General features: G+C 42.6%; 13 protein-coding genes and 3 pseudogenes. 6 read left to right on the top strand and 10 right to left on the bottom strand.

Features of this window, described 5'->3' with window-relative positions; genetic code table 11:
* Positions 1-17 precede the first annotated feature (17 nt).
* Positions 18-923, bottom strand: a complete 906-nt coding sequence (locus JL57_RS10680; protein ID WP_034142032.1) for a patatin-like phospholipase family protein — start codon at positions 921-923, stop codon at positions 18-20.
* Between the two features lie 480 nt (positions 924-1,403).
* Entirely contained in the window at positions 1,404-2,972 is a 1,569-nt protein-coding gene (locus JL57_RS10685; protein ID WP_034142033.1) for an amidohydrolase, read from the bottom strand.
* Positions 2,973-3,344: 372 nt separating this feature from the next.
* Between JL57_RS10685 and JL57_RS34130 the strand changes: the two genes are divergently transcribed.
* From JL57_RS34130 to JL57_RS10695, 3 genes are read left to right on the top strand one after another with little or no spacing between them, the layout of a single operon-like run.
* Positions 3,345-3,494 (top strand): hypothetical protein, encoded by a 150-nt coding sequence (locus tag JL57_RS34130; protein ID WP_291299954.1) that lies wholly within the window; start codon positions 3,345-3,347, stop codon positions 3,492-3,494.
* Positions 3,495-3,531: 37 nt separating this feature from the next.
* Positions 3,532-4,221, top strand: coding sequence for a DUF2953 domain-containing protein (locus JL57_RS10690; protein WP_034142034.1), 690 nt, complete (start codon positions 3,532-3,534; stop codon positions 4,219-4,221).
* A complete protein-coding gene (locus JL57_RS10695) occupies positions 4,211-4,573 on the top strand; it encodes a GerW family sporulation protein (RefSeq protein WP_034142035.1) in 363 nt (120 codons plus the stop codon). The genes JL57_RS10690 and JL57_RS10695 overlap by 11 nt, the downstream gene beginning before the upstream one ends.
* Positions 4,574-4,676: 103 nt before the next feature.
* Here the strand turns inward: JL57_RS10695 and JL57_RS10700 are convergent, their stop codons facing one another.
* Together JL57_RS10700 and JL57_RS10705 are read right to left on the bottom strand one after the other, a co-directional pair.
* On the bottom strand, positions 4,677-5,102 hold the full coding sequence (locus JL57_RS10700) for a hypothetical protein (protein WP_034142036.1): 426 nt from the start codon (positions 5,100-5,102) through the stop codon (positions 4,677-4,679).
* A 255-nt stretch (positions 5,103-5,357) separates the two neighbouring features.
* Positions 5,358-6,707 carry a D-serine ammonia-lyase gene (locus JL57_RS10705; protein WP_034142037.1) on the bottom strand — a complete coding sequence of 450 codons (1,350 nt, stop codon included), beginning with the start codon at positions 6,705-6,707 and terminating at the stop codon, positions 5,358-5,360.
* A gap of 279 nt (positions 6,708-6,986) precedes the next feature.
* On the opposite strand from JL57_RS10705, the pseudogene JL57_RS10710 reads away from it, so the two are divergent.
* Positions 6,987-8,267 (top strand): annotated as a pseudogene (locus JL57_RS10710) (M14 family metallopeptidase).
* Positions 8,268-8,846: 579 nt separating this feature from the next.
* On the opposite strand, the gene JL57_RS10715 reads toward JL57_RS10710, so the two are convergent.
* Together JL57_RS10715 and JL57_RS10720 are read right to left on the bottom strand one after the other, a co-directional pair.
* Positions 8,847-9,290: a MarR family winged helix-turn-helix transcriptional regulator gene (locus JL57_RS10715; RefSeq protein WP_034142038.1), complete on the bottom strand. Its 444-nt coding sequence runs from the start codon at positions 9,288-9,290 to the stop codon at positions 8,847-8,849.
* A 96-nt stretch (positions 9,291-9,386) separates the two neighbouring features.
* Positions 9,387-9,757 (bottom strand): annotated as a pseudogene (locus tag JL57_RS10720) (DUF169 domain-containing protein).
* 299 nt (positions 9,758-10,056) lie between these two features.
* On the opposite strand from JL57_RS10720, the gene JL57_RS10725 reads away from it, so the two are divergent.
* Entirely contained in the window at positions 10,057-10,566 is a 510-nt protein-coding gene (locus tag JL57_RS10725; RefSeq protein ID WP_034142039.1) for a flavin reductase family protein, read from the top strand.
* A 450-nt stretch (positions 10,567-11,016) separates the two neighbouring features.
* Positions 11,017-11,604: pseudogene (locus JL57_RS10730) on the top strand (MBL fold metallo-hydrolase); the annotation flags it as partial.
* Between the two features lie 18 nt (positions 11,605-11,622).
* Here JL57_RS10730 and JL57_RS10735 read toward each other — a convergent pair.
* The 4 genes from JL57_RS10735 to JL57_RS10750 form a co-directional block, all read right to left on the bottom strand.
* On the bottom strand, positions 11,623-12,084 hold the full coding sequence (locus tag JL57_RS10735; RefSeq protein WP_291299955.1) for a peptidoglycan-binding protein: 462 nt from the start codon (positions 12,082-12,084) through the stop codon (positions 11,623-11,625).
* 217 nt (positions 12,085-12,301) lie between these two features.
* The gene (locus JL57_RS10740; protein ID WP_034142041.1) at positions 12,302-13,810 is read right to left on the bottom strand and encodes an ABC transporter ATP-binding protein; all 1,509 of its coding nucleotides are present in this window, start codon (positions 13,808-13,810) and stop codon (positions 12,302-12,304) included.
* Between the two features lie 13 nt (positions 13,811-13,823).
* Positions 13,824-14,855, bottom strand: coding sequence for a BMP family protein (locus tag JL57_RS10745; RefSeq protein ID WP_034142042.1), 1,032 nt, complete (start codon positions 14,853-14,855; stop codon positions 13,824-13,826).
* A gap of 30 nt (positions 14,856-14,885) precedes the next feature.
* A partial coding sequence (locus JL57_RS10750) for an ABC transporter permease (RefSeq protein WP_034142046.1) occupies positions 14,886-15,350 on the bottom strand: 465 nt, incomplete at its 5' end.

Genomic DNA, 15,350 nt, shown 5'->3' on the forward strand with positions numbered 1-15,350 from the left:
TTGTTAACAATTTTCAGCTAAAACCAATTATTTTTAATCCAATGAATGACGGGCTTAAGATCAACTTCTTCAGCCAATTCTATTAATTGGGAGATCTTTTCATATTCATCCAAACCGACCGATGTGAGCAAGAGAGGGTTTAGACGGAAATAATGATCTCCAAGGATCCGTGAGCTGAAATATGAATCAGCTTCCACTACCCCATCAAAAAGGACACTTAGTATAGGGAGTGGAGGAGTGGGATAAAGAGCCCATTCAAAAGCACCCCAGTGGGTAGTATCTGCTTTGATGGCGAGTGGACAATATCCCGTACCGAGGGAAAGAAGGACTACCTCATCGAGTTTCTGGTTGCCCGCTTCTTTGTCTACGGATAAGGCTATAGCAGCAGTGCTCGGGTTATTGGCAAAGACTCCACCGTCAATGTGCTTGTTGTGAGAGGGGAAATAAACCGGAGCCGCGCTACTAGACAGAGCGACATCTATTACCGTTTCATTCTGTGTGGGGGAGTTGGGAAAATTATTATAAAAGACCGGACGCCAAGGACCTCCAATGGTTCCAGTCACTGCGAATGATGGTACTAAAACTCTATGCCCAATAAGCTCCTTCAAACGCATATTTTCAGGAAAGACCTGCAACAGAGTTTCCTTAAGGTGTGTATTATCATATTTGGGCCGGAATACTTCCAAATGAGGTGGGGTAAAAATGAACTTGCAGTTTTCTTTTGAGTAAAGCTTGACAAGCTGTTCCGGACTTAAGCCGTAAGCCAGACCCAAAGCAATAAAGGATCCAGTGGAAGTTCCTGCAAAAAAATCCGTTGTCTTCAGTAACTGAGGAAAGACATGTTGGAGACGTTTTAATAGTACTGCTGTCAAGGCTCCTCTAACTCCGCCACCATCAAATGTTATAATTTTAAATTTTGGCATTTGAAGCACTCCTATCGATATATTTTTGAACATCCCTTCTTTAATCTATGTCCCACTAGTAGTAATGGTGATCCTTGGTCCGCGCTCGATAAAATTAAAAAAGTCCAAATCAGGGTTCTCTTTTCCCCGATAGGGACACTTCTACATAAGATAAAGAAACTTGGCTGGCGCCCACGAAGACACTGTCTTCGCACGTATTAGCCTTCTTGAAGACACTGTCTTCGCACGTATTAGTCATTCTGTCAGCCTTGGCGAGGCGGCCGCCTTAGTTGCACTTATGCTTCAGAAAGTATATAACGCAAGTTATACTTTCTGTTCAGTACTAAAAAACTCGCCTTTGGCGAGCTTTTTATTCTACTTTGTTCTACTTTTTGTTTTTCTTTTTTTGATTCACCATAACTTTATTGGCAGGAACGCAGAGCCGCTTTACACGGTATATTTTAGAAAAACCTAACGGAATGCCTGAGCAGACTATTGGCGTTAGCGAGAGATAAGCTTGTTCTTAGCAGCTGCAAGCATAAGCCCCAGTGAGTTAGCAGGGGGACCTAAGTATTTTCGACCCTTGAGGAATAGATCTTCAACTCGAATCTCTGTTAATTTGTCTAGTGTTACCTGTAGGGGATTGCTATCCAGTACGACAAAGTCAGCTATCTTACCCTCCCTCAGAGTGCCTCTATTGACTTCGTCAAAAGACAGCCGAGCCGGCCAATGTGTATGCATTCGCAGAGCATCCAGCACTGATATTCTCTGCTCAGGGTTTGGGTGCTGGCAAGCGGCAAAGATGGCATGCATTGGATTAGGCAACGTACAGGGAGCATCAGAACCACCAGCTATTGTCAGCCCGTGCTTTAACATGCTTTTGAGAGGGATCAGGTCATTGACCCGTTGGCCGAGAATTTCTTCTAGATAATCAGTAGGTTCCTGCTCCCAGTGAAGAAATGGGGATTGAACGGCAAAGTGCAGTCCTAGTTTGGCTGCTCTCTCCAGCAAAGACGGTGGGATCAGATCCGCATGTATAATAATATGACGGTGGTCACTTCGCGGATAATCAGTCAGAGCCTCTTCATAAGCCACGACTGCTTGTTCAACAGCAGCATCTCCGATGGCATGCATTGAAACCTGAAGTTCTTGCCGATTAGCCCTTTTAACGAAGTCAGATACTGTTTGTTGTGTATAGGCCAGTACACCTTTATTATATAGATTATTGCTATAAGGTTGACTAAGGGCTGCATCCTCTGAACCGAAACAACCATCTAAAGCCGTAGCAAAGCAGCCACCGATGCGCGGCATTTTTCGTTTCTGAACTTTATCAACGTTCATTGTCTGAAAATAGATACGGAAATTTTGGGGCAACCCATATGCCGCCACCCGCATCATGTCCACATCGATATCCCGTGGGAATCCAACCCCTTCAACAGTATGAACTAAACCGATCCCTCTGCGTGCTAAATAATCTGCACCGTGGATTAGATTCTTAAGAATAGTAAAAGGCGAAACAGATCCTGTTATGTAATTAACGCCATCGTAAAATGCTTGGTGGTATAACCACCCAGTTTTCCGGTCAAATCCTAGGCTTTTTTGGACTGCGTCAGGAAACTTGGCTAGTAACGCTGTGTTAGCTACGGCTGCATGTCCATCGTACTTAACCAGCAAGAGAGGAAGGGTTGTAATCTTATCTAAATCAGCACGTTCCGGAAGCCTCTTCTCCTTTACAGTATGAGCAGAGCAACCAAACCCTAGGATGAGTTTTTCCTGAGGGTTATTTCGACGGTACCCGTTGATAAGGTCTTCCATTTCGTAAAAGTCACGAACAGTACGGACATCTACGGTAGACAGAAATAAAGAGAATGAGGCAAAGTGGAGATGGGAGTCCGCAAAGGCAGGCACAACGCATTTTCCGCCCAGATCCACCCGTTCCTTAATTCCTACATATTCATCGGGTAGCCGGTCCCCAATAAAAACGATCTTACCTTGGTCCTCTATCAAGACTTGAAAGACCCTATTCTTATCCTCACAAGATATAAACTCCCCGTTTTCATAAAGCCTCATTGTGTCACCTACCTATACTTGCTCATTTTTCCGCATGTAACTATTCACCACAGCTAATGATTCACTCCTTTCTTTTTCGCCGAACTTCCAACTTTCCCTTCCACTAATTACTAATTATTCAAAACAATTTTACAACTTAAACCATTTTTAAATGATTTGTCGACTGCGGGAAGGATAGGCTCCAACTTTAGAGCACCATATGTAGAGGCAGCTGAATTAGCTGAATCAATATATTACCCAGGGGACTTAGCACGCACTGGTTTATACACTTTTTCTCCAACGTGGAAAAAAGTTCTGTTACAGTGGTTTTACGATAACCAAGACAGTAAAACGGGCTATTGGATTCCCAAATTGAGGAGCAGTGGAGAGCGGTTGAATTCAGGAGATTTAGTCTCTACAGAAAAAATCATCAAGTTGTCAAGCAATAAGCTTATAAAAGAAGGGGTAAAGGCAGCGCCATCAGTTCTTGGAAAAGCATCCAAAGGATTGATAAAGGGCACAAAATTTCTTCTGGCTCAATAAGTGTGAAAAAACCATTATTGGTTAAGTGGAGGCTGACATGTTCGTTTTATCAATTCTTGGTTACATTCTTCTGGGTATTGGGTTGCTGGTGACCGCAATTATACTTATCCCCTATCATTATCAAGCTTCTGGAGAGAAATTGGATGTGCTACAAACCAAACTCTCAATATCCTGGCTTTTCGGCGGGATAAAACTAAATTTCAAGCGACAATCCAAACAAAAAACGGTTTTTCTTACCGTCTTTGGTTTAAAAAAGTTTAATATGAAGCAGAAATCCACTCGTGTACCTTCTGAAAAGGACAAAGAACATAGCGATAAAGCAAAAATTATTAAACGTAAAAAACTTCGAAATAATTCTAATTTCATTAAATTCTTAAGGGTTAACATCCTTAAAAAAGTTTTAGCGACTATTCTTAAGCTATTCAAATACTGTCAGCCTAAAGAGCTATCTATTGATGCCAAAATTGGTTTCGATAACCCGATGTACACCGGCTTGATGTGTGCATTTCATAGTCAACTCTATGCACTGTTTGATAAAAAGGATATTAACATACAACCAGTTTTTGACGTGGAAATCCTAGAAGGACGATTTTTGATTGGTGGGAGAATCTGGCTGCCCTATCTAATACTAGTTATGATAGAGTTCCTGATTACGAACCCAATTAGGAATATATTAATGGCTCAGCTTAAAACAAAAATCAAAGGAGGACTTCAATATGTCAGATAATTTTAGTATTAATGAAAGCATCTCTACCCTCTTTGAAAAACTAGAGGACTTCGTCAGAACTAAAACAGTAGTTGGTGAACCCTTTACTGTAGGTGAAACGACCATCATTCCATTCATCGATATTAGTTTTGGTCTTGGTACGGGCGGCGGTGGCGGAACGGATGAAAAAGGCAACAAAGGTACCGGGGGCGGCGCAGGCAGCGGTGCGAAGATTTCTCCGTCAGCGATCCTTGTCATCAAAGGAGATAACGTTGAGTTACTACCGATCAAGAAAGCAGGCAGCTTAGAAAAACTGATCGATATGGTTCCTGGGATTGTGGAAAAAGTCAAGGACCATAAATGCTGCGAATAATCGCTAGCTATTTTGATTGCTAGAGGATCGAAAGAAGCAAGGGAACCGTCCCCTTGCTTCTTTTTAATACCTACTTCATGTTTCTATTTGTTGCTTCTTTTTATTAGCCGATGACTTTACCGGAAATGTTAGCGGGACCAGTGATGGTTATAGTTCCTTGAGCAGTCTGAAGGTTACGAGCAAGTAATCGATAAACATGATGACCAGCAGCTACATTCGTTAGAACGGCTTGGAACGTAGTCAAATTCTCTAGCGGTGAATCTGATCCATCTTGAATCGACTCTTGGTTGATTGATGCGACTGGTATACCATCTTGATGAATCGTGAGCTCAATAATAGGTTGATCCGGCGGCACTGGACTCACACCCGTCACGTCCCATCCAATCGTTGTTAGCAATTCAACAAAGTTTATTGGTTGAGCTACAAACAGACCAAATTCTAAAATTATTTGGTCAATACCAGTGAGCACAATAGCGGACGAATTTGCAAAATTTGTCAGAATACTTCTATTGTAGTTTAAGAGAGCCATTTTTATCCTCCTTAATTTGATTTGAGTTAAGTTGCTATGGTTCAAATTTTTATCTTCTCAGTTTAATATATGAAACGAAAACAGATTGGGACATGTTTTAAAGGGCAAATAAGAAAATAATTTAGCTTCTTCCAAGCTATACAGATGAAACTTCATGATTTGACATGGTCAGGTGTATAACTTGACTCCTTTGGAAGATCAGAAGGACAGTAAAAAGCACGTTGAAGTGACAATCAACGTGCTTCTCGTATTGTATTAAATATCTACTGTGCCTTTACGCAGATATTGATCCATTACTTCGCTTGGAACTAAGCTTCCACCAGTCGCCCAAACAATATGGCTAGCTTGGTCCATTTTATTCTCGAGATCGAATTTCTTTAAATACTCAAGGCCCGCATCGGCCTGTAATAGTCTTGCCGGTCCGGGCATTCCAGCAAGTGCAGAAGGTTCAAGCCGGAGGTTCTCGGCATTATTCAGGGCCTGAAGCAAGCTGAAAAGTTCCTCGTCTTTAATGGTGTAGGCGCCACTCAGTATCGGTTCAAGCACTGTTCCTACGAAACGCGAAGCTCTACCTACGGCTAATCCATCGGCTTCGGTCTTATTATCTAGACCGATATCCTGGACCGAGATTTGATCATGAAGGCCGGTCGCCAGACCTAAAAGCATGCACGGGGAATGAGTCGGCTCAGCGAAGAAGCAATGGACATTCTCTTTGAAGACTTGCTTTAAGCCATAGGTTATTCCCCCCGGTCCACCCCCCACACCGCAGGGAAGATAGACAAAGAGTGGATGATTCGAATCCACGGCAATCTTCATCTCGTCCAATTGTTTTTTTAAACGATAAGCAGCTACAGCATAGCCTACAAATAAATCACGAGAGTTCTCGTCATCGACAAAATGGCAGTTTGGATCTTTCTCAGCTTGCTTTCTCCCCTCTTCGACCGCTTTGCTATAATCCGAGCCGTACTCGACTACTTGGACTCCCTTGGAACGGAGAAGTTCCTTTTTCCATGACTTGGCATCGGAGGACATGTGGACTGTGACCTGGAATCCGAGTTTTGCTCCGATTACGCCAATACTTAGGCCTAGGTTCCCCGTCGATCCTACTGCGATAGAGTGACCGGAGAAGAATTCTTTAAACTTTAGTGTATTTAAAATTGAATAATTGTCATCCAGTTCCATTATACCTTGCTTAATCGCAAGGTCTTCAGCGTGCTTAAGGACTTCATAGATTCCGCCTCGAGCCTTGATCGAGCCGGATATCGGGAGGTGGCTGTCACATTTAAGCAAGACACGCCCTAAGATTTTTAAGTCGTAGTATTTTTCCAGATATCCCTGCATATCCGGGATAGGTACAAGGGACGATTCAATGAGCCCTCCGGTGTCTTGGGTTTCTGGGAAGGCTTGCGCGATGTAGGGAGCGAAGCGAATGAGCCTCTCCTCCGCCTCTAAAATTTCTTTTTCCTGAATTGGAACATGGTTTTTGGATGTCTTGTATTTTGGATTGGTCCAGAAAACCTCTTGGGTAGAGATCAGTTTATTCAGTAATGGAAATTCTAACTTCCACTCAGTAAGTGTTCTGCCAAGGATAACATTGTTATTCAATATTCATTTCCCCCTTTGCTTTTCCTCTAATCAATCATTGCCTATTATATCCCCCCAAAGGGGCTAAAAACTTCTCTTGGTTATCAGAATAACACAAATCCCTTTATCCGTGTTACTCAATCCTATGATTTGATGCTTTGCTCAATAAAGGAGAAATCCACCAAGATCTCTAAGAAACTGTACCACACAGCCAAAAATCACCTTGTTTTAATCCTATACTTTTTATTGTTATTAACACAGAATACTGCCCCGCACATATGCTACAAGGGGGTGTATTATATGCGGGCGCTCAAACGCGGTTCCAGAGGTAGTGATGTCATGGAAATCCAGAGCCTCTTGGCAAAGATGGGTTATAATCTTGGTTCCATTGACGGGATTTTTGGCCTTCGAACCGAGGAAGCAATTAAACAGTTTCAAAGAGATTACGGTCTAAGTGCGGATGGTATTATAGGCTTGAATACTCATACAGTGTTACAAAAGTTTCTCTTAGGTTATGAGAATTATACCACAATATATGGAGACACCTTAAGTAGTATTGCTCAAAAGTATCGTATCAATCTCGAATTATTACTTACTGCAAACTCGGGAATTGATCCCTTTAATCTCCTAATTGGTCAGGTGATTAAAGTTCCCTATGCTTTTGATGTCGTGGATACCAATATCAACTATACCTACGAAATTATGGAGAGAGATGTGCAGGGCTTAAAGATTCGCTATCCCTTTATCGAAGTTGGGATAGCAGGTAAAAGTGTGCTCGGAAAAAACTTGTACACCCTCAAGCTGGGGAATGGACCAGTGGAAGTCTTCTATAACAGTGCCCATCATGGCTTGGAATGGATAACATCTCCCCTCGTGATGAAATTTACCGAGAACTTCGCCAAAGCTTACGCCGAGGGGCAAAAGATACGTGACTTTGATCCAAGAGATATTTGAACGAAAAGCACCATTTACATTATGCCTATGGTTAATCCTGACGGGGTCGACTTAGTTCTTCAGAGATTACAAAGGGATAATCCCTTTTATAATCAACTAATTGCTTGGAACAAGGGTCGAATGAACTTTGGAGAAGTGTGGCAAGCCAACATCCGAGGGGTCGATTTAAACCACAATTACGATGCTTCCTGGGAACTTTCTAAACAAGCTGAAGCTACTTACGGGGTATACGGTCCTGGGCCTACTAGGTTTTCCGGACAATATCCTGAGTCTGAACCCGAATCAAAAGCCGTGGCGGACTTTACCCGAAACCATAACTTTAGACTAGTACTTGCATACCATAGCCAAGGTGAGGTGATTTATTGGACCTACCAGAATAAGACTCCACCTGAGGCTCGGCGCATTGGCGAAGTTTTCTCGATATTAAGTGGTTATTCCCTGTCGCAAACGACTGGAATTACATCCTACGCCGGCTACAAGGATTGGTTCATCGATAAGTATCGACGACCTGGTTACACGATAGAAGTAGGTCTGGGTAGAAATCCTCTTCCAATATCCCAATTCAGGAAAATTTATCGAGATAATGAAGCGATATTACTGGCAGCTCCAAATCTGGCTCGATCTTGAAAACGCGAAGAACCTAGAGATTTAAAATTACAAATAATTTATTTGTGTACGATTTAAGTCAATCGATCTAACACACCAATGTTTCCAGTTAGCTCTTGAACAGGCCAGAAAATGGTCGAGTAAAGCTCCCCATGCATGGGTTTAACCCTACATTAGGGAGCTTTCAACCTATCCAGAGAGCTCATAGAAGACCCAGTGCCCGTTTTCATCAAGTAGCATCAGGGCAAATTAAAAAAGGTAGTATACAAGAAACAGGAGTTACTTGGATAGCTACCTTTTTTTAATTTTTATCCACGTTCGAGACTCCCACTTCTTGTAAGTGGGTGTTCCTTATCTGCTTCGGTGACGATAGTCTCCAGTGGAGACTATCGCCGTAGCCGCTGATCCCGAAAGGAAGACTTCGCGGCGAAGGAGGTAGAGTCCATCCTACGGCGCAAAAGTATTCATCAGTGGCTCTGCGACTTCGGCATAAGTCTCCACTGGAGACTTACGTCACCGAAGTCTCGATGTTCAGCTTTAGCTGAACGAGTTCACTTGAAAGAGATTGTCACGAATTAGTTGCTGTTACTATCATCTCATTCATAATAGCTTTTCGAGCGGGCCATTAATTGTTTTTAAGATACGAATAAACTCTCTATAGTCATCTTGATTTAAATCAGATATGAAAGCCTTATTTGCATTATCGGAAATTTTGATGAGTTGTTCAAGGACACTTTCGCCTAACTCTGTGAGGGTTATGCTATAAGTCCTACGGTCATTTAGATCAATATTTCTAACCACATATTCTTTTTTCACTAGCAAGTCCAAGATCCTTGTTACGTTTGTTTTATCTTTAAGACACGCATGGGCTAAGTCAGTTTGCGATGCCCCTGGATTATGATACACAGCATTTAGGATTGCCCATTGTTCTGTTGTGACATTTAAGTGATTGTCTTTTATTAACTTACTAAAATAGGATTTCATATGATGGTTTGTTTTAGCAACGATAAAACCCAAGGAATCATCTATATTAAAATCTTTCATATATTCCCCTTCTTCACTCATAAACATCTAAAGGTTATAATAACACAAATCTAGAGTAGAGCAAATTAAAGAGGCAATAAGCCCGATCTTCCTGAGTTAGATCCTTTCTGCAATTTGCAACCAGGTTTCTTTGGTTAAGAAGCTTTCTTCCACTTGATCTTCTAACTCCAAAAACCGTTTAAATGTTAGGCTAAAGGAAAGGATATCTTTGTCGATAAATTTTCGGGCCGATGGATCAGTTAGCCCTAAAATTGTTTAAAGCCTAAACCCACGGCTCCGCCCCCACAACCAGGAGTTTTAGTGTCAAACATTACGCTCCGACCCTTAGTTGCAGCATTTAGCATTGAGATAACACAGCCCCACTTTCCCTCCTGAAATTGTAGAGCCCCCTTAGGTTTTAAATCTGTGCGAAATACAGCAATGGGTTGGGTTTTCAGTTTAATGGCATTGGCGATCTTGCTTTTCATTTTAACGCTCCCTCCATATAGTTTATTTAATAGTTTATTTCAATATTTATGTTCAATATATTGTAGTTATAACAATTGTAGATATAGCAACCCTATTTGTCAATTATTTTTTTGCATAAACCATCGCATTCCATACTTAGCACTGTAATACTAGTAGAATAATTTGGTATGATATGAGAGTAAAGAAAGCGCTCTTTTATGAACATAGTCATAGCATCTTCATAACTCTAGGAGCTGACCACATACTCATTACAGAAATCTGTGAATCCTGAAAAAATACCAAAAGGGGGATAAGGTTAATGTCCAAATTCAGTGAAATTAGTCCAGAACTTTTTGAACAAAGTCCGTTTAAGTTAATAGGTAAAGATTGGATGCTTATTACTGCTGAAAAAGATGGAAAGGTTAATACAATGACTGCCTCTTGGGGTGGTTTTGGTGTAATGTGGGCAAAAAATGTTGCCTACATTGTCCTCCGCCCCCAACGCTACACAAAGGAGTTTATAGATAACTCAGATACATTTTCCTTATCTTTTTTAGATAACAGCTTCAGAACTACATTGAATTATCTTGGCACAAAGTCTGGTAGAGATGAGGACAAAATTAAAAACTCTAATTTAACTGTTCTTCATACCAATAATATTCCGTACTTTGAAGAAGCAAATATCGCCATTCTGTGCAAAAAACTTTATGCACAAGAGTTTAAACCCGAGTGTTTCATTGCTCAAGAACTTAACGAAAAATGGTATCCTGATGTGGATCATCACACCTTATATATTGCAGAAGTTACAAAAATCCTTATTAAAGAGTAAAAAGGGCGGAAGCAAAACTTGCTTCCGCCCTTCTTATAGCGGGCCGATTGCTGCAATAGTGTGCGCGACATATTCCCTTAATCTCATCATAAGAAAGACTAAGGGAATCCTCATGGCTATCAATCCGGCTCACAGAGCCTACTATCAGCTGGCTACCAACAGCCATCTGATCTTAAGCTTCCTATCATCAAGGTTTTCCTGTAAAATAGGGTACAGCTAATAAAGTCTCGAAACTCCACTATTTAAATACAGGAGTGATACCCTTTGAAGAATCAGGGCAAATTAATCAACACCGAGTCACTTAGCCAACCCTCGAAACGATACACCCGACGTAAATTTATTGGCCTAGGCCTATTAGGTACTCTAGGCTTAACAGGGGGTTATTTTACTATAGATAATGCGTTACAATGAGACAAAAGAACCGGACAAAAACTAGTCAAACCCAACTATATCCCTACTCCTAACAAATGGTCAAACCATGAAGTCACGGTCGCTTGGCTTAGTCATGCCAGTTTTCTAATTAACTTCTTTGGTACAAGAATCCTTATTGATCCTGCCCTAAACTCACATATTGGTATAACTCCGCTAGGTAACTTTACAATAGGGCCAAGTCGTTACATCGCTTCAGCCTTGAGCAGTGACGAGGTGGGGCCTATCGATTTATTACTTGTATCACATGCTCATACAGACCACTTCGATTATCCCACCTTACGCAGGTTACAATCACCCGATACTCTGGCAGTTACTGCCAAAAATACCCTTCCCTTGTGGAACGGTATGAAATTCCAATCTGTTGAAGAAATGCACTGGCAAGACAGTAAGTCTTTCGCCGGAGTTAAGGTCAGGGCGATAGAGGGCCAACACTGGGGAGCTAGAATACCCTGGAAAAAAGGGATGGAAGCGAACAGTTTCCTATTATCTAAAAACGGGATCAATCTATTTTTTGGAGCCGATACGGGCTACACAGAACTCATTCAACAACAACTAAGTGGGATACCAATTGACTTGACGATAATGGGTATTGGCGCCTACTCTCCTTGTTTCTCTTTTTGGGCGCTAAGCACAATTTACGCCTAGAGCAGTCCAAGTCTGTATTCCGACGATTCCATCTCGCAATAGTTTCGAAGTATTTTGAAAATTAATTACAGCTGTTCTAGTAATGGGTCCAAAAATCCCATCGATATTGCCTTCATAGAATCCCCTGGTCTTAAGAAGTCCCTGAAGTCTCGTTACAGCCGGTCCAGTACTTCCTTGTGCAAGCGTCGGGCAGTTATTGACCGGTGGTGTATTACAATTTACGCCCAATGCAGTCCAAGTCATTCTACCGACAATTCCATCCTGCACTAGTCCCTCGCTCTTCTGGAAGGCAACCACAGCTACTCGAGTCATGGGTCCAAAGATTCCATCAATGCTTCCAGGGGCGAAACCGGCTGCTGCCAACCTTTGTTGCAATATTTTAACGCTAGCACCCGAGGAACCCTGTTTTAATAAAGGACATTGCGATATGTTGTTATTCAAATTAAAGCCCTCCCTTTCTTGGCTAATATATGTAGAATCGACTAATCATGTTAATTGTCCGCAATTGATCTACTATATAATATTTAAATTTTGATATGTTTTTGTCAACGGCCGGCTAGCAAGTTTTAAAAGAGTATTGAATCCAGCGAAAACAACTCCCTCAGAGCGCAATAAGCACTTCTGAGGGAGTTGTTTTGACCTAGCTCTCGAGCCTCCTCTAGGCTATACCGGCCATCAGGAGTCCCAGATTACGTTCATTTGTTTCCTCAACCGGCATAACCTTCATAACTCTGCCCTCATAAAGCACTGCTATGTTATCACATAGGCTCATCAGTTCTTCGAGATCCTCAGAAATCAATAAGACTCCAATACCGTTCCTACGGGCTTCCAGGAGTTTGCTATGCAAATATTCTGTCGCCCCAATGTCCAGTCCTCGGGTAGGATAAGCAGCTACCAGCGCTACTGGACTACGGGTAATCTCCCTGGCTAGAATGACCCGTTGGATATTGCCGCCGGACAGACTGCTTGTAGGAGTTTCCAAGTCAGGTGTTTTGATTCCGTACTTATCTACCAACGATGAACTGTGGGAGCTAATTGCCCGGTTTTGGAGAAGTAGATGTTTGGCAAAAGGAGGCAAGTGGTGATCTTTCAGAATAACGTTTTCCCAGATACTAAAGGAAGGGATGGTTCCCACATGAAGCCGATCTTCTGGGATATAACCCAAGCCCTGGTCAATGATATGAGCTGGTGACATTTTGGTGCTTTCTTTGCCGTTTAAACTAATTTTACCTTTACTTAGTTTTCTCAGTCCAGCGATCACCTCAGCAAGTTCTTTTTGCCCATTACCTGAAACTCCGGCAATTCCTAAGATTTCTCCTTCTCTGATCGCGAAAGAAACTCCAGCCAAAGCCTCTGTTCCTTTATCCCCCTGCGAAAAAACATTCTCAAGCTCTAATACAGTCTTACCCGGCGAAAACGTTCCTTCCCTTTTACAGGGAGCCATTTCTCTTCCCACCATTAACTGCGCGAGAGCTTCCTGCGAAGTTTCACGGGTCAAAACATCGGCGCACACTGCCCCATCCCTAAGGACGGTAACCCTATCACTTAAGGCCATTACTTCATGTAATTTATGGCTTATTATAATGATCGAGTTTCCCTGGGCGGCCATGTTTCTGAGCAACTGAATTAATTCGTTGGATTCCTGGGGCGTGAGTACCGCTGTCGGTTCATCCAGGATCAATAGATTGGCACCGCGATAAAGCGCTTTGATAATCTCTACGCGTTGCTGTTCCCCAACACTTAACTGCCAGACATAGGCATCGGGATTGATGGCTAAACCATAGGTGTCCGTAATTTCTTTAATCCTTTTAGCGGCCGTTTTAAGATCCACTAAGAACGTCTTGGATAGCCCTAAAATAACGTTCTCACAGACGGTAAGTGTCGGCACCAGCATAAAATGCTGGTGCACCATACCAATCCCGAGCGCAATAGCGTCTTTAGGAGAATTAATATTGACTTGTTTACCATTTAGCAAGATCCTACCTGCATCAGGCCGGTAAAGGCCGTAAAGGATATTCATCAGAGTGGTTTTGCCTGCTCCGTTTTCACCCAGAATGGCCAGTACTTCACCGGATTTTATTTCAATACTAACATTATTACTACATAGGACACCAGGAAAACGTTTGGTGATTCCAGACATCTGTAAGTTTTCAATCTTTTCTACCATTTGTACTCACCCGTTATTTCTTCGGTAATTCCACTTTTAGTTTTCCGCTGATAATGTCCTGCTTAGCTTTTTCTACTGCAGCTTTGGCCTCAGCAGGGATCTTATCTGCCAATTTTTCATTGTACTTTAATACAATCGTTCCGTCAGCTAAACTCAGGGTTAAGTGTTGTCCACCAAGAGTTCCCGTTTTTCTTAATTCAATAATTTTACCAACAATCTTCTCCCAGTTATACACTTGGGCTGCTAAAACGTGGTTAGGAGCAATATTGCTTTGGTCCATATCCGTTGAGAGCCAGTATTTGCCCTCGGTTTCGGCAACTGCTCTCAAGGCTCCTACAGCCTGCTGAGAGGAACCAGTGATGATGTCAGCTCCGGCACTCATATGGGTTTTGGCCATATTGCCTGCCCCCACGATATCATTAAAGGAGCCCGTATAAGAGATACGCGATTTTACATCTGCTTTACCCGCTATCACACCTTGCTGTACACCATAGTTATATTTTACTGCATCACCGGATTCTACGGGTCCAACAATTCCCACTATACCCGATTTGGTCATCATGGCTGCGAGCATACCTAACAGGTAGCCACCTTCTTGGGCCTGTGGATCATAAGCAAAAACATTGGGATGAGTGGCGAAACCGGTGCCATAGGCAAACGTTGTTTTAGGGAAGTCCTTGATAATTTCGGTTAAGACGCTTTGGTACTGGGAGCCGTGGGCAAAAATAATATCATACCCTTGGGTTGCATACTGGCGGATAGCAGACCCTGCGTCTACAGCATTCCCCAACTTTTCGCTGATGGCGACCTCCACTTTGTCTTCACCCATGGTTTTCTGAACGGCTTTCAAGCCTTCCACCATGGACTGGCCCCAAGCTAAATCATCTACAGTAGCCGGAAGCACAAGCGCGATGCGGATCTTTTCCACTTTTGGAGCCTCAGGAGCAGGGGTAGGAGTCGATTGAGCGGTCGGTTTGGTGCCACAACCACTTAAAGCTAAGAGAGTAAGGGCAGCCAACAATAAAGTAAGTACTCTTTTTTTCATGTCTTTTTCCTCCTTAAATTTTCTCTATAATTAACCTCTGGTTCCGCGCTGAAAGGGCTTACCCAGTGCTGCTGGGGACCAGACGCGTCCATAGGAAATTGCTAAAGCAATAATTGTGACCATGTACGGTAAAATGACGGCCAATTCGTAAGGGAAATTGATCCCCAGCACTTGAACCATGCTCTGAAAGGAATCCGCCAAACTAAATAAGAGAGAGCCAAGCAGAATACCCCAGGGACTCCAGCGTCCGAAGTAAACTAGGGCAATGGCGATAAAACCTCTGCCTGCTGTGATATTGTCAGCATACATATTAGCCTGTCCTATTGTTAAGAAAGCCCCAGCCAGAGCGGCCAGCATACCGCCCACAATCAAACATTGATATCTAATAAGTACGACACTAACCCCCAGGGTGTCCGCTGCCTCTGGTTTATTGCCTACAGCCCGCACATTGAGACCCCAACTCGTCTTAAACAGTATAAAACCTGTCACGGGGAC

Source organism: Desulfosporosinus sp. BICA1-9 (genome assembly GCF_000802135.1).